Origin of the sequence: Eubacterium uniforme, assembly GCF_900167115.1 — a bacterium.
Taxonomy (GTDB): domain Bacteria; phylum Bacillota; class Clostridia; order Lachnospirales; family Lachnospiraceae; genus Eubacterium_S; species Eubacterium_S uniforme.
In genome coordinates this window covers 106,116-123,276 of the sequence record NZ_FUXZ01000003.1, presented here as the reverse complement: position 1 = coordinate 123,276, position 17,161 = coordinate 106,116, and the positions used below count along the sequence as shown (strand labels likewise).

Below are 17,161 nucleotides of genomic sequence, written 5' to 3'. Positions count from 1 at the left end.
TAAAATCCACTGAGGGGTATTGGGTGCAAATACACCTTGGGAAGGATGAGACATTCCACAAGCCAGGAGACTTACCTAATGTTTGACATAAAACGGGCTTGGCAAAGTCTAGTATGAATATTAAGGAGAGTAAGCCAATGAAATTAAAAGAAAGAATATTATCATTGGTTCTTTCTTCTGCGCTTGTTATTAGTCTTGCACCAACTAATATTTTTGCAGAAGAAGAACAAGCGAATACTGTAAAAACAGCTACAGTTGAAGTATCAGCTCAGGCAGAATATCAGTTTATAGTTCCACATCATGAAATAACTGTATCAGCTGATAAAGCAGAAAGTTATGGTTATGTTGATAATCCAAAAGTTGAAGGTGATGTTACAGCACTTGATGCATTAGTAGCAATGCATGAAGAAACTTATGGAGATGATTTTACAAAAGATACTAAAAGCAATTATCTTGATGTAAATGGTGGATATGTATCTAAAGAATTTGGAGTAGAATCATATTATTGGATTTTTGATGTTAATGGTAAGGCACCACATGATGGTGTGCCTGTAGAAGCATATGGTGGACAGTGTACAATGGATGCTGTTAATCAAGCAGTATTAAAAGATAATGACGAAGTAAGATTTGTTTTGGCACAGGATACATTTGCATTTATGGATTATAAATTAAATGTATCTTATAATGGAAAAAAATTAAATGGATCAACATTTGTTGCAGGTGTTGATCAACATCTTAATGTAACAGGTTATGGAGCACTTTGGGAAGGTTATCCTGATGAAGTGATTGAAGAAAATGGTAGAGAAAATGTCGCTGATGTACAGTTGGCATTAGTTGGTGAAGATGGTTATACTATTACACCAATTGAAGATGCTATTACTGATGACAATGGTGATGTTACTATTAGTTTTGGTAAACCTGGTACATATCATATTACAGCAATTGGATCAGAAGATATGGAAGATTATGGTAGCTATGTTGTAATGCCATATTACACAGTTAATGTAGTAGAAGATGATTCAGTTGCTAATGTCTACGATGATTTATGGTTACAGTATGATTTCAAGGAATTAAAAAAAGGCGATTCAGCAGAAATATACCCAAGAAGAGTAAATCAGATTAATAAGAGTGATGTAGCACCAGTTGCAGATGTAGTAAGACCAAATTTCAATTTTGAAATTATTAGTGGTGATAGTATCAAGTTATCAGCAAATGATAGTTCACAGAAAGTATCTGTAAAAGCTGTTAAGGAAGGAACAACTATCGTTAAGGTAAGTTATGATCCAGTTTTTGCTTATGATAAAGTATGGGCAGGAACACATGATAGTAACGTTACATATGTAGTTTTTGATGTGAATAGCAACCCAGCAGATATTAATATTGAATCAGGTATTGATTTAAGTAGCTATGATACAATTTACTATATAGATGAAAAAGAATTAGAATTTGCACCTACTTGCGATGAAGGTCAGATCTTTAAGGTTACAGCAAATAATGAAACATTAACATCAGAGGATGGAAAATATAGTTTTAAACTTAAAGAAGGTGCTAATGTTATTGGAATTACTGCACAGGATGAAGAAGGTAAATTCAAAACATTATATAAAGTTGTTAAAGCTAGAAAAGTAAGTTATACAGTGACAAATTTATCACGTGAAGGCGAGGATATTTATCAGGGTGATGAAGTTGAAATAAAATTTAATGGTATTTCTCTTCCTGTTTATAAACTTGCAGGAATTTATAATCCAACAATGTTTAACCCATCTTGGGGAGCAAAGGGTAGTTTTGTTAGTTATTATGTAGGTAATGCCGAAGAAGTTACATATGTTGATGGAGCAGGTAAGGATGCTGTTGCTCAAAACGGAGAAGTAAAAGGTTTTGGTGAGCAGTATAACATTACTGATAATTCAATGATTTTGAAATTTAATGCCAAGGGAACATATACATTCACTAAAGGATCTATTTTTGAAAGTTGGTGGGGTTCAGGCCTTGGAGCAGATAAGTTGGTTGAAAATGGTGGAAAACCAAATTTAGATGCACCAGTATTGGAAAAATATTTTAGTGAACTACCTGAATTTAAGCTTGAAGTAAAGGATGTTGTTCCACTTCTTAAAAAAGAAATAGAAGACTTAAATAGTCAGATTGAAACTTTAAATGGTCAGATTGAAGATTTAAATACAGAACTTGACAGTGCAAATGGAAGTAAAGAAGTTTTAACAGCACAACTTGAAACTGCAAAAGAAAACTTAGAAAAAGCACAGGCTGATTTAGAAAAATATACAAAGGATAAGGAAGCATCAGATGCTGAGCTAGAAAAAGTTAAAACTGATTTAGCTAAGGCTACAAAAGAATTAGAGGCTGCAAAAGCTACAGCTACTAAGAGTAGTGAAACTAAAGATAGTAAAGCTGCTTCTGATGATAAAGAATTAGTTAAGAAGATTGTTAAGTTTGCAAATTCAAATGTTGCAGGACTTAAGGTTAAACGTGGCAAAAAACAGGCTAAGTTGTCATGGAAAGCTGTAGATAATGCAGATGGATATATTATCTATAGAAAAGTTGGTAAAGGTAAATTTAAGAAAGTAAAAGAAGTTAGTTCTAAAACTCTTAAATTCACAAATAAGAAACTTAAGAAAAAGAAAACATATACATATAAAGTTGTGGCATTTATGAATGTTGATGATTCAAAGGTATTCAGTTTAGAATCAAAGACTAAGAAAATCAAAATTAAAAAATAATTAGAATGTTGAATTCACACTTAGTATTATTTTGATACTAAGTGTGAATTTGATATATAAGAGTGATGGATATGAATAAAAATGGATTTTTCGCGAAGATTATAATTTTTGTATTAATAATAAATTGCATATTTGTTGATAATGGAGTGGTTACATCTGCTAATGATAGCATTGATGTTTATTTTACATGCGAAAAATCGATTATTGGACAAAATTTAATTATAGAACCATGCAAAATTAGTGTTTCAAAAAACACTAGAGTTTCAGAAATACTTGATAAGGTATTTTCTGATAATAATATTACATATGTTTATAATGGAAGTTTGACAGATGGTTTTTATTTATCAAGAATAAAAAAATGTGATGATGGAACTTTTGATATTCCACAGATTATAAAGAATAGTGATGTATACAATAGAAGAGTTAATTCGAATAATGTTAATGCACCAGATTTAGCTGAACGTTCTTTTATTGGTACTTCTGGATGGTATTACTTTGTTAATAACAGTGCGCCTAATGTTGGAATGTCAGATTATAAAGTAAGCGATGGGGATGTTATTAGAATTCAGTTTACTTTATTCGGATTAGGAGAAGATTTAAAAGTTCCTGCTAATAGAGATAAACTTATAAAAACATTAGCAAATAATAAAGATAGTGAGCACTATAAAGAAGGTTTAAAAGTCTTAAAAGATTTAGATAAGGATAAGGACGATATTAAGTCTATTATAAAAAAGATTGATCCTAATAAGGATGATGGTCAGAGTGAAACAGTACAGAAGGAATCATCCCATGATGATAGTCAGCATGAAGGCGATCATGATGCTAAAAAGAAAGAGCATAATAATTATCATAACAACAGTGATAATAAGTATCAAAATGAGACTAACTCAAATGGTGGAGAAGAAAGTGGTCATAAACATAAAAGAAAAAATAAACATAGAAATAAGAAAATACATAATGAGGAAAATGATAAATCAACTCAAGATAATAAGAATAGTGCTAACGAAGAATCAAACTCTGATTCAAAATCAAGTCATGTAAATAATAAGGATTCGAATAATAAGGATTCAAATAATAATACTATAAATAAAGAATCTAATAATGATAATTTAAAAGATAACAATAATAAGAAAAATAATAAGAATGAAAATAACAATTCTAATGAGAATGATTATATAATTGGTATTGCTTCAAATGAAGCAAAAAGCATAACTGAATTAATAGATGTAGAACATATAAGAAAGATTGATGAGGAAATAGAGGAATATAAAAATAGAATTGAAGAAATTGATTATAAGGACGTTGCATTAGAAATGCAATGGGAGATGATTTCTCTATTATCATCTGGAAAAGAAATAGATAGTGAATACTTAAATGGCTATAAAAAAGAGTTTGTTAAATCAATTAATTCATATAAGGGGACTCTATCTAACAAGGGAACCGATTTTTCAAAGGCAGTTATAACAATGAGTGCCTTAGGTATAAGTCATAATGAGGATAAGTACAATATAACTAATAATCTGAAAAATCAAGATGATATATGTTCCCAGGGATTAAATGGTCCTATATGGGCTCTTATAGCTTTATCATCTTCGGATGAAATAAAAGATCAATATGAAAAAGAAAGAACTGATTATTATAATATATTAGCAAATGAGTGGAAAGATAAAGGATGCTTTGCTCTTATGGGTGATAAGGGTGATGTGGACTTAACTGCAATGGCAGTTTTAGCTGGAAGTTTATATAGTAAGGATATGGAATGCGATAAAGAATTCTTAAAGGAAGCCGTTAAGTTTATTGAAGAACAGTCTGATGATAACGGTGAATTTAAAAGCATGGATAATATTAATTCTGAAAGTTTAAGTTATGCTACAATGGCTATGCTTTGCGTTAAGGACAAGAATTATGATTTTAATCGTGCAATAGATAATATTCTTTCATATAAGACTAAGGATGGGTTATATGCTCATTTATATGATGATAAAAATGCTGATACAGGTAATGCTATTGCAACGCAGCAAGCTATGCTTGCATTTTGTATGATTAGTAATGCATATTACAAAAATGAAGATAAATTATTTAATTATGGAGATAATAATAAAACAAATGTTAATTTCTTAAATGAAGATAACGTAGTGAATTATGAGAAAAATGAAACTACTACAGAAATTGAAACAAAGACGAATAATAAAAATAAGGATAATGGTATATGGTTAAAAATCGTATTTATAGGTTTATTAGTTGTTTGCTTATTATGTGCATGCTTATATTACCTACTTCGTGCACTAAGAAAGAAAAAGGAAAGCAAATAGATGTAACCATTGAAATAAACTGTACACAAATTTTAAGTCATATGGAAGATTTTAATAAGGATAAGGAAAAGTATCTTCCAAAGGATGGTTATATTTTTAAAAAGGAACATATAAAAATGCATGAAGGTGATACTGTATTTGATGTATTAAAAAAAGTATGTAAGGACGAAAAGATACATATTGAATCATCAACATCACCAGTATATAAATCTGTTTATGTTGAAGGTATAAATCAGCTTTATGAGTTTGATTGTGGACCTCAGTCAGGATGGATGTATAAGGTTAATGAAGAGATACCTAACTATGGTTGTAGTGCATATAAGATTAAAGACGGCGATGAAATAGTTTGGTATTATACAGTTACATTGGGTGATTTTAAGTAATTAGTAGATAGGTCTACTTTTATAATAGAGAATATATTTGGGAGTTAGGTGATAATATGAAAATAAAATTACATCCAATAATTTTGATTTTATATTTTGGATCAATGCTCACATTTACAATGTGTACATTACATATATACATGCTTATAATATCGCTTTGTCTTGGCATGGTTTTCTTATCATGTCTTGTTGGAGTTAAGAAAGTAGCAAAACACTACTTACTACCAATATTTCCACTATTTTTATTGATAGTATTTGTTAATGGTGCATTTAATCATTATGGAGAGACTTCACTTTATATGATGGATAATGGTAATAGCATAACCTTAGAATGTATATTATTTGGTCTTGTTATGGGATGTATGGTTATGGCTTCGTTATTGTGGTTAGCATCATTTAATATAATTATAAAATCGGATGATGTTTTATATTTAACTGGAAAAATACTACCAAGTATTTCTCTTGTTATATCTATGAGTTTAAGGTTTATTCCGTTATATAAAAAGAATTATAGGGAAATAAAAAAATCATCTAAGTTATTAGGTGCTTATAATGATAAACGAAAAATAAGTAGAATAAAAACAGCTTATAATAATTTCTCAATTCTATTTTCAAGATGCCTAGAGGAATCAGTTGAAACAGCATCTAGTATGCAGAATAGAGGTTTTGGTGTAAGAAGTAGAACAATGTATCATAACTTCCATTTTGGAATTAGAGAAATAAGACAACTTTTGTATTTGCTTATATTTATTGGAATTGTATTTGCTGGATATTTTAAAGGACTATGTTACGCTAATTATAATCCAGCTGTAGAAATTAGAAGTAATGTATTTATATTTGTAGCTTTTATATTGCTTGGGATATTCCCGATTGTAGTTAATGTATTTGAACGAAAAAGAGGAATGTAGATGTTAAGGTTTGAAAACTTTGGTTTTAAATATGAAAATTCGGAAAATTCAATATTTTCAAACGTGAATTTTGAAGTTAATGAAGGTGAAGTGACTCTTTTGATTGGCAAGAGTGGCTGTGGTAAAAGTACGCTTATTAGGAGTATAAAACCTTACATGGCAAGAAAGGGCATTGTAGAAGGCACGATTTACTATAAGGGTAAGGATGTTAAAACTCTTTCAGAAGAAGAATTAGCGCATATTGGATATGTTAGTCAGGACATAGAGAATCAAATTGTTACTGATAAGGTATGGCATGAACTTGCATTTGGCCTTGAAAACTTAGGCATGCCTCAAAAAGAAATGAGACTTAGATGTGGTGAAATGGCTGCGTATTTTGGAATTGAAGATTGGTATAATAGAGATACGGATAGTTTATCAACTGGTCAGAAGCAGCTTCTTAATTTAGCATCAGTTATGGTAATGAAACCTGATTTATTAATTCTTGATGAACCTGTATCAACGCTTGATCCGGTAGCAGAATCAGAGTTACTTGAAAGAGTATTTAGACTTAATAGGGATTTCGGTACAACTATTTTAATAGTTATGCATGAACTTGAAGAAGTTTTTAATAGAGCAGATAAAATTGTTTTTATAAATAATGAAAGCGATACTTCTGTAGTTGTTAATGACAAGAGAAACATGGCTAGATACTTAATTGAAAATAATAATAATCAGGTATATGGACTTCCTAGTGCTAGCAGAATATGTTCTGAACTTTATAAGCGAGAAGATGTTAGCTTGAGTGATGTTCCTATAAGCATTGCAGATGGTAAAAGGTTCTTAAATGATAATTTTGAATTGATTAATTCGTATTACGAAAATAATAAATATAATATTGATAAACTTAATGGAAATAGTTTTAACGAAGTAGCAAATGCTATTGAATTAAAGCATGTGTATTATAAATATAATAAAGACTCTGATTTTGTATTAGAAGACTTTGCACTTACAGTTAAGGAAGGTGAAGTCTATACCATTATGGGTGGAAATGGTTGTGGTAAGAGTACAACGCTATCAATTATATCTAAATTGATTAATCCAAATGATGGTAAAGTAATTTTGTTTGGTAAAGACATAAAAAAAATAAAAGATGAAGATATATATGGAAAGTTGATAGGATTTATTCCACAGGAACCTAGAAATCTATTTTCAAAGGATACAGTTTTAGAAGAATTATTAGGCAAGGTAAAAGGCTTTTCATATGATGATTTAAAGGCTGATGATGGCTTGCTTAAAAAGATAGAAGATGAAAATAAGAATTTATATGATTATATTACCTTCTTTGAAATAGAGAATGTTTTATCACTTAATCCATTTGATATAAGTGGTGGTGAGATGCAAAAGGTTGCTATGATTAAGGTACTTCTTTTGAATTCTAAAATCATAATTATGGATGAACCTACAAAGGGACTTGATGCATTTGCTAAATCTAAAATGGCATCTTATATTAAGAAATTAAAGGGCATGGGCAAAACGATTCTACTTGTAAGTCATGACATAGAGTTTAGTGCTAGTGTAAGTGATAGATTAGGATTCCTTTTTAATAGAAGAATTATTAGTGATGCCATACCGACACTTTTCTTTACGGATAATCATTTTTACACAACTGTTACCAGACGAATTACAAGGGACTATTTTAAAAATGTTATTTTGATTAAAGATATATTCGGTGAAGATGATAATGATAATAACCTTAGTATATGCAATAAGAAAAAATCGCAGGATAAGAATATTGATAAAACTGTAGAAAATGCTAAGCATAAGAATACTAATAAGATAGATAGTAATAGAATTGTAAATTCTGAAAATGAAAAATTGGATTCACATTTAATGTTTAGAAAACTTAGAAATTACATTATAGTTGCTGCATTAGTTTATGGAATTATGCTTGGCATAAGTAAGACGTATGCTGATCAAAGGTATTTTCTTATGAGTGTAATTGTTTTATTAGTTTCTATGATTGGTTTAGCTGTATTTTTTGAAAAGAAGAAGATAAGTGGAAAGCGTTTGGTTTTAATAGCAGCGCTTACTGCTCTTGGAGTTGTTGGAAGAGTATTATTTTACATGATACCAGCTTTTAAACCAGTGGGAGCGATTTCTATTATTGCAGGAGTAGCTCTAGATCCGTTTAGTGGTTTCTTATGTGGAAGCTTAATGGCCTTTTTATCAAATGCTTTCTTTGGTCAGGGCTCATGGACGGCATTTCAGATGTTTTCATTTGGACTGGTCGGATTTTTAGCTGGAATAATAGGCAGTTTATTAAGACGCAGCCTTAATAAAGGTAAAAGTGTTAGCAGAAAATACATTGTTGCAATAGCGGTATATGGTTTTATTTCTATCTTTTTAATATATGGTTTTATTATGAACTTTTTTACAAGCCTTACGGCTGGAAAAGCAATAAAGGAAACATTATTGATTAACATAATATCTGGAATTCCGCTTGATATAATCCATGGAGTTTCAACAGCTGTGTTTATATTGATATTAGGTAGACCACTTATTAGAAGAATATATAGAATCAAATATAAGTATGAGATATAGATGTATGTATGATATAAAAATTGAATTATAAACTGAGTGTTATACTTGGAAAGAAAGCAAATATGGGACATTATGGGAACGTAATGTTCCATATTTATGTGATTTTAAGTTACATAATATCTGTAAAAAATGGTTAGAAATACCAAACACGATATATTGTGGTTTGCATAGAGGCGGTCATACCATATGAAGTAAAAAAATTGTAAAAAAATTGTAATAAAAATCTGAGTAAAGAAATTTGGCACAAAGTTGTGAAAGGCTTGTAAAATAAAGAAGTTTGACAATTTGTGTCAAAAATATTCGTAGAATAGTTAATTTAATAACGGGGAAAAAGTGTAAAATATCTATTTACTTTTGATACTTTATGTTCTATAATAAGTAACTAGATGTAGTGTCTGAGTCATTTACATAACACAAAATATTGCGAATGCAATGAATGCTTGATAACCACCTAAAATAAACGTAATTTGGTGGTTATTAGTGTCATTAAATATAGACATAGGAATAGGATAGGAGGATGGATTTGTAATGAGTACACTAAAAGGGGCAAGGATTATCAAGCGAAACGGTGTAGAGGTTGAATTTGATCGTGAAAAAATCGAAAACGCCGTTGGAAAAGCGAATGCTGCTGTAGATATTCAGTTACAGCTTAGTGATAATCAGGTAAAAGCGGTTGCGGATATTGTAGAGAAGAAAGTTTATGAAAAGACACATGCTTTAGGCGTTGAAGATATACAGGAGATTGTAGAGCAGGGTATCATGGAAATGAGAGGTTATGAGGTTGCTCAGAAGTATATCAGATATAGACAGAAACGAGAACTCGCAAGAAAAGCTAATACTACTGATGAAGGAATCTTGGCTCTTATAGAAAGAGATAATGAGGAAGTTAAACAGGAAAATTCAAATAAGAATCCAATTATTAACTCAACACAGCGTGATTATATGGCTGGTGAGGTTAGTAAGGATCTTACAAAGAGAGTTTTACTTCCAGAAGAAATTATTGATGCTCATGAAGAAGGATTAATTCATTTCCATGATTCAGATTATTTCGCACAGAAGGAACACAACTGTGATCTTATTAATCTTGAAGATATGCTTCAGAACGGAACAGTTATTAGTGAGACTATGATTGAAAAACCACATAGTTTCTACACAGCATGTAATGTAACAACTCAGATTGTTGCACAGGTTGCAAGTAACCAGTATGGTGGACAGAGTTTTTCTCTTGCTCATCTTGCACCATTTGTTGATATTAGTAGAAAGAAAATTGCACAGCAGGTATTAGAAGAAAGACAGGCTTGCGGTGATAGCATTGATGATGATAAGGTTTCATTTATCGTCGAGAAGAGACTTAAGGATGAAGTTACTAGAGGTATTCAGACTATTCAATATCAGCTTATTACACTTATGACATGTAATGGTCAGGCTCCATTTGTTACAATGTTTATGTATCTTGATGAAGTAGAAGAAGGTCAGACAAGAGAAGACCTTGCAATGATTATCGAGGAAGTATTAAAGCAGCGTATTCAGGGTGTTAAGAATGAAAAGGGTGTTTGGATTACTCCAGCATTCCCTAAGCTTATTTATGTACTTGATGAAGATAATGTACATAAGGATTCAAAATATTTCAAACTTACAGAACTTGCTGCTAAATGTACAGCTAAGCGTATGGTTCCAGATTACATTTCAGCTAAGGTTATGAAGGAACTTAAGGGCGACATTTATACATGCATGGGTTGTAGATCATTCCTTACACCTGATAGATTCACAGAAGCAGGTGTTGGAAATATTGCAAATGCTAGAAATTATGTTGAAGGTAAACATAGATATTATGGTAGATTTAACCAGGGTGTTGTTACAATCAACTTAGTTGATGTTGCATGTTCATCAAAGGGTGACATGGATAGATTCTGGGATATCTTAGATGAAAGACTTGAACTATGTCATAGAGCACTTAGACTTCGTCATGAAAGACTTTTAGGTACACCTTCAGATGTTGCTCCAATTCTTTGGCAACATGGTGCACTTGCAAGACTTGAAAAAGGTGAAACAATTGATAAACTTTTATATCACGGATATTCAACTATTTCACTTGGATATGCAGGTCTTTATGAAATGTGTAAGTATATGACAGGTAAATCACATACTGATGAAGAAGCAAGACCATTTGCTCTTGAAGTTATGCAGAAGTTAAATGATTCATGTGCTAAGTGGAAAGCAGAAGAAAATATTGATTATTCAGTATATGGTACACCACTTGAAAGTACAACTTATAAATTTGCAAAATGTCTCCAGAAGAGATTTGGTTTAATCCCTGGAGTAACAGATAAGAACTATATTACTAATAGTTACCATGTACACGTAACTGAGGAAATTGATGCATTCAAAAAACTTAAGTTTGAATCTGATTTCCAGAAACTTTCACCAGGTGGAGCAATTAGTTACGTAGAAGTTCCAAATCTTCAGAATAATATTCCGGCTGTTCTTTCGGTTATGGAATTCATCTATGATAATATTATGTATGCTGAACTTAATACAAAGAGTGATTATTGTGAAGTATGCGGATTTGATGGTGAGATTCAGATTGCTGAAGAAGAAGGAAGTAAGAAGCTTATTTGGAAATGTCCAAATTGTGGTAACACAGACCAAAACAAAATGTCAGTTGCAAGAAGAACTTGTGGTTATATTGGAACACAGTTCTGGAATCAGGGACGTACACAGGAGATAAAGGACAGAGTATTGCACTTATAGATTAGAATACCGGCGAAGCCGGAAGTTTCTAATCTCCAAAAATAGATTAGGGATGTCCGAAGGACAGAGCCCCTAATCTCCAAAAATGGATTAGAATAAAAACCGACCGTGAAGCGGTCGGTTTTTATGTTTTATGTTACCTTGTAATAAAGGTAAAATTATTATATAATAATATGGATTATGATATTCTGTCATAAGTATGTTTAAATGAAAAGAAAAGGAAAATTTTATGAATAATTTAAAGAGAAAAATAAGTAAGTTGATGGTAGCAATAATGGTTGTTTTATCATTGGATGTTTCTGGATATTCTGGATTTGCTATCAATGGTAATGAAAAAGTTTATGCTGCAGCAGCGAAGACAAAAAAAGGAATCTATGAAGGATTTGTGGATCGACTAAATTTCCCTAATTATGCATTGGAGTTATATGATAGTTTATATGATAATTCATTAGATGCAGGTGGATATCTTATTGATGAAAAGAATGTTGATAGAGTTGAAGAAGGTTGCTATGTTCATGATGTAACTACAGAAACTGGAGTGGTTCCAGCAAGTTCAAATTATGCTATAGAAAGTTTCATTCAGAATCAGGTTGGAAAGAGTGATGTTCCTTCAAATATTTATCAGGTTTATTTCGCATTCTATTTTGATCATCCAGAAGTATTCTGGATCAAACAGTCACCAAAACTTAGATATAGTTATAGTGTAAAACTTAATAAGACAACAGGTAATCTTGAATATACAATTATTTATTCAATTGTAATTAAGGATACATATGCAAACTTTGATTTAAGGGATACTCAGAAATATAAAACACCAGCTGATATAATTAAGGCTATGGCAAAAAGAGATTCTTTGGTAAAGAAGATTTCAAAGAAGGTTGCTAGAAAAGATTCTTATTCAACAGTTTGTGCACTTAACAAGTATCTTGTAAAAATAAATAATTATAATTCATTAGTATTAGCAAATGTTCCTGGTGAATCTTTATATACTCATCAGGCTATGTGTGCATTAGAAGGTAACAAGGGTAAGAATGGTCCGATTTGTATGGCATATGCATCTGCATTTAAGCTCATATGTGATAACTTAGGGATACCATGTATTAATGTTTGTGGTGATGCTACAACTGCTAATGGTACAACAGGTGGTCACCAGTGGAATAATGTTAAACTTGATGATGGTAAGTGGTATGCAATAGATGTTACATGGAATGATACTGGACATAAAGTAGATGCTTATCTTTGTGTTGGTAGTGAAACTAAGACTGCTGAAGTAGCTTTTAGAAAGTCTCATAAGATGACTAATAAAGGTTATACAATTTATACTGGTTTTACAAATCAGCCAGAACTTTCAAAAGGCAAGTATTCACAGAATGCATGCAAGATTGTTCTTGCTAAAAAGGTATATAAATATACAGGTAAAAAGATAAAAGCAGCATTTAAAGTATATGATAAAAAGAAAAAATTAATTAAAAGAAAATTCTATAAAGTTAAATATAAAAATAATAAAAAATGTGGTCGTGGAGAAATAACAATTAAGTTTAAGGGTAAATATAAAAACCTTAAAACAAAAAAAGTTTATTTTGACATAGTACCAAGAACAGGTAGTATTGATAGTATTATGCCATTTAAGAATTCAGCATATGTTAAGCTTAAATCTGTAAAGGGTGTAAGTGGATATGAGATTAAATGTAGTAGTGATTTATCATTTAAGCGTGCATCATCTAAGACTGTTACAGTTAAGAAAAATGCAACGGATACTTTAGTAGAAGGACTTGAAAGTGGTAAGACATATCATTTTAGAGTTAGAACATATGTAAAGAAAAATGGAAAGAGATACTATTCAGATTATAGCAACGTAAGCGGTGTTGTAATCAACTAATACTAAAACATGATTTGACTGTAATATGTATGTGTCAGCATGCATAATCAGATAGGCTTTATCTATTTAGATAAGGAGGTGTTAATATGTATTACGGGAATATTAAAGAATTTAGTGTTGAAAATGGAACAGGGGTTAGAGTATCATTCTTTGTTTCAGGGTGCAGACATGGTTGTAAGAACTGCTTTAGTGAAAAAACATGGAATTTTGAATATGGAAAGCCATATGACAGAGCGGCAGAAGATAAGATTATGGATGCACTTAAACCTGACTACATGGAAGGAATTACCATTTTAGGTGGAGATCCACTTGAACCTGAAAATCAGGCGGAGGTTCTTGGCCTTATTAAAAGAATAAGAAGAGAACTACCTGAAAAGAATATTTGGTTATTTACAGGATTTGTTTTTGAGGAATTAATTTATGATTATTCAGTTAATCAGAAGATTGGTATCAGTAAGGAAGTTGATGCTCGTAACACAATTAATTTTTATGAGCCACTCATTAAAGATGAAAAATCAAGAGCAAATACTGAATATATAAGAGAGATTCTTGAAAATATTGATGTCTTAATAGATGGCGAATTTATGGAACCTCTCAAAAATCTAAATTTAAAATTTAGAGGCTCTTCAAATCAGAGAGTTATTGATGTCAGAAAGAGTTTAGAAAGCGGACAGGCAGTAACAATCGAAGAATTTATGAATTAATGACAGGAGATGTAACATGAAGAGAGTATTATTAAAATTAAGTGGCGAAGCTCTTGCAGGTGATAAGAAGTTTGGTTTTGATGAAGCTTCTTGCGTTGCAGTAGCTAAGCAGGTCAAAGTACTTGTTGATCAGGGGGTGGAAATCGGCATTGTTGTAGGCGGTGGAAATTTCTGGCGCGGAAGAACAAGTGAAAAGATTGATAGAACAAAGGCTGATGGCATAGGTATGCTTGCAACAGTTATGAACTGCATGTATGTTTCAGAAATCTTTAGAACAGAAGGAATTAAGACAGATGTTTTCACACCATTTATATGTGGAACATTTACAAAGCAATTTTCAAAGGATGCTGTAAATGAAGCATTTGCTGAAGGTAAGGTATGTTTCTTTGCAGGTGGTACAGGTCATCCATATTTTTCAACAGATATGTGTATGGCACTTCGTGCAATCGAAATTGAAGCTGAGTGTATTTTAGGTGGCAAGGCCATTGATGGTGTTTATGATTCTGACCCACATAAGAATCCAGATGCTAAGAAGTTTGCAACAATGAAGATGAGTGATATTGTTGATAATAAGCTTGGCGTTATTGATTTAAGTGCGGCAGTTTTATGTATGGAAAATAAAGTTCCAATGATTTTATTTGGACTTAATGAAGAAAATAGTATTATAAATGCAGCTACTGGTAAGACAACCGGTACAGTTATTACAGTAGATTAGGAGGATATCATGGATCAAAGACTTAATGTTTACGAAGAAAAAATGGAAAAAACAATTTCAAATTTACAGGAGGAATATAGCACAATCAGAGCTGGAAGAGCTAATCCTCATATCTTAGACAAGATTACTGTAGATTATTATGGAACACCAACAGTATTACAGCAGGTTGGTAATATTACAGTTCCAGAAGCTAGAATGATTTGTATTGCACCTTGGGATGCAACACTCCTTAAAGAAATTGAAAAGGCTATTTTAGCATCAGACCTTGGACTTACACCAACTAACGATGGTAAGGTTATTAGACTTGTATTCCCAGAACTTACAGAGGAAAGACGTAAGGAATTAGTTAAGGACGTTAAGAAGAAGGGCGAAAATGCTAAGGTTGCAGTTAGAAATATTAGAAGAGATGCAAACGATGCTTTCAAGAAACAGAATAAAGCTAATGAAATTTCAGAAGATGAATTAAGTGATATTGAAGATGATATTCAGAAACTTACTGATAAGTATGTTAAGAAAGTAGAAGATATTATCGAAGATAAGTCAAAAGAAATTCTTACAGTTTAATTATAAGGCGGTTTTAAATGTCAGAAGAATTAAATGTGCCACAGCACGTGGCAATTATACTTGATGGAAATGGCAGATGGGCTAAGAAAAGACATCTGCCTAGAAATATGGGGCATGCAGCAGGTGCTAAGACAGTAGAACAGATATGTGAAGATGCTTGGGATTTAGGTATTAAGTACTTAACTGTTTATGCGTTTTCAACAGAAAACTGGAATAGACCTGATGATGAAGTAAAAGCACTTATGAAACTTTTAAGAAATTATCTTAAGAACTGTGAAAAAAGAGCAAATGATAATGATATGAGAGTTAGAGTCATTGGTGATTTATCACGCCTTGATGAAGATATTAGAGATACTATTCTTCATCTTGAGGAAGTTACTGCAAAGAACGGTGGCCTTAATTTTACAATTGCCATTAACTATGGAAGCAGGGATGAGATTATTAGAGCCATAAAGAGAATAAGTGCAGATGGTAAGGATGGCAAAATCAATATTGATGATATTGATGAAAAGATGTTTAGTTCATATCTTGATACAGATGATATGCCAGATCCAGACTTACTTATTAGAACCAGTGGAGAAGAAAGATTATCTAATTACCTATTATGGCAGTTAGCATATACTGAGTTTTATTTTACTGATTGTTTATGGCCTGATTTTAATAAGAAAGAGCTTGAAAAAGCAATAGAAATTTATTCGTCTAGAAACAGACGATTCGGAAAGGTATAAGGTAATTCTTATGTCTGCAATTGGAAAACTTTTTAGCAAGTCCACTATGGTAAGACTATTTAGTGGAATTATACTTGTTTTAATTGCAATACTTACAGTTCATTTAGGTGGAGATGTTTTATATGTAACAACACTTTGCGTTTCATTAGTAGGTTTGTTTGAATTATATAGAGCATTTTCAATTGAAAAAAAGAAGATTGCATTTGCTGGATATGCAGCAGCAATTATGTATTATTTTTTAATTAGGGATAGTGCGTACAATGAATATACAATGATTCTAATGGTATTATCTCTTATGTTTGTATGTGTGTTATATGTTTTAACGTATCCAGAATTTAAACCAGCTGAGATAGCATTTGTTATGTTTGGTCTTTTATATGTACCTGTTATGCTTTCGTATGTATATAAGGTTAGAATAGCAAATGGTGGAAGATATATCGTATGGCTTATTTATTTATGTTCATGGGGATGTGATACCTTTGCATACATATTTGGTGTTATGTTTGGAAAGCATAAGATGGCACCAGTATTAAGTCCAAAGAAAACAGTTGAAGGAGCAATAGGTGGTGTGTTTGGAAGCTGCTTATGTGGATTCTTATATGCTTTATATGTAGGAGATAAGATTAATTCAACTGTTGATATTAGAATTATGTTTGTTGTTGTATGTTTCTTTGGATCATTCATCTCAATGGTTGGAGATTTAGCTGCATCAGCTATTAAGAGACATATGCAAATCAAGGATTATGGTACATTAATCCCTGGACATGGTGGAATTATGGATAGATTTGATAGTGTCATTTTTACAGCTCCACTTATTTGGATATTAGTGGAATTTATGAAATAATTCTTAGTTGCAAAATGATACTAAGTTAGTGTGGAATTATAATAAGTTTAGTATA

12 protein-coding genes are annotated in these 17,161 nt (G+C 31.4%); all 12 read left to right on the top strand.

What is annotated here, in order from left to right; all coding sequences use genetic code 11:
* The first annotated feature begins 113 nt into the window (after positions 1–113).
* Positions 114–2,735: a hypothetical protein gene (locus B5D16_RS02080; RefSeq protein WP_159444258.1), complete on the top strand. Its 2,622-nt coding sequence runs from the start codon at positions 114–116 to the stop codon at positions 2,733–2,735.
* Between the two features lie 71 nt (positions 2,736–2,806).
* Positions 2,807–5,047: a DUF4430 domain-containing protein gene (locus B5D16_RS02075; RefSeq protein WP_159444257.1), complete on the top strand. Its 2,241-nt coding sequence runs from the start codon at positions 2,807–2,809 to the stop codon at positions 5,045–5,047.
* Between the two features lie 41 nt (positions 5,048–5,088).
* Positions 5,089–5,430, top strand: coding sequence for a DUF4430 domain-containing protein (locus tag B5D16_RS02070; protein ID WP_159444256.1), 342 nt, complete (start codon positions 5,089–5,091; stop codon positions 5,428–5,430).
* A gap of 56 nt (positions 5,431–5,486) precedes the next feature.
* Entirely contained in the window at positions 5,487–6,338 is an 852-nt protein-coding gene (locus tag B5D16_RS02065; protein ID WP_078765304.1) for an energy-coupling factor transporter transmembrane component T, read from the top strand.
* A complete protein-coding gene (locus B5D16_RS02060) occupies positions 6,339–8,921 on the top strand; it encodes an ECF transporter S component (RefSeq protein ID WP_078765303.1) in 2,583 nt (860 codons plus the stop codon). It begins immediately after the preceding gene.
* A 528-nt stretch (positions 8,922–9,449) separates the two neighbouring features.
* Positions 9,450–11,672: an anaerobic ribonucleoside-triphosphate reductase gene (gene nrdD, locus B5D16_RS02055; protein ID WP_078765302.1), complete on the top strand. Its 2,223-nt coding sequence runs from the start codon at positions 9,450–9,452 to the stop codon at positions 11,670–11,672.
* 229 nt (positions 11,673–11,901) lie between these two features.
* Positions 11,902–13,551, top strand: a complete 1,650-nt coding sequence (locus B5D16_RS02050) for a transglutaminase domain-containing protein (protein ID WP_078765301.1) — start codon at positions 11,902–11,904, stop codon at positions 13,549–13,551.
* Between the two features lie 86 nt (positions 13,552–13,637).
* Positions 13,638–14,255, top strand: a complete 618-nt coding sequence (gene nrdG / locus B5D16_RS02045) for an anaerobic ribonucleoside-triphosphate reductase activating protein (protein WP_078765300.1) — start codon at positions 13,638–13,640, stop codon at positions 14,253–14,255.
* A gap of 16 nt (positions 14,256–14,271) precedes the next feature.
* Entirely contained in the window at positions 14,272–14,970 is a 699-nt protein-coding gene (pyrH, locus tag B5D16_RS02040) for a UMP kinase (protein ID WP_078765299.1), read from the top strand.
* Positions 14,971–14,979: 9 nt separating this feature from the next.
* Positions 14,980–15,534, top strand: coding sequence for a ribosome recycling factor (gene frr / locus B5D16_RS02035; RefSeq protein ID WP_078765298.1), 555 nt, complete (start codon positions 14,980–14,982; stop codon positions 15,532–15,534).
* A 17-nt stretch (positions 15,535–15,551) separates the two neighbouring features.
* Positions 15,552–16,262, top strand: a complete 711-nt coding sequence (locus B5D16_RS02030) for an isoprenyl transferase (RefSeq protein ID WP_078765297.1) — start codon at positions 15,552–15,554, stop codon at positions 16,260–16,262.
* A gap of 10 nt (positions 16,263–16,272) precedes the next feature.
* Positions 16,273–17,106, top strand: a complete 834-nt coding sequence (locus B5D16_RS02025) for a phosphatidate cytidylyltransferase (RefSeq protein ID WP_242942966.1) — start codon at positions 16,273–16,275, stop codon at positions 17,104–17,106.
* Positions 17,107–17,161: the final 55 nt, after the last annotated feature.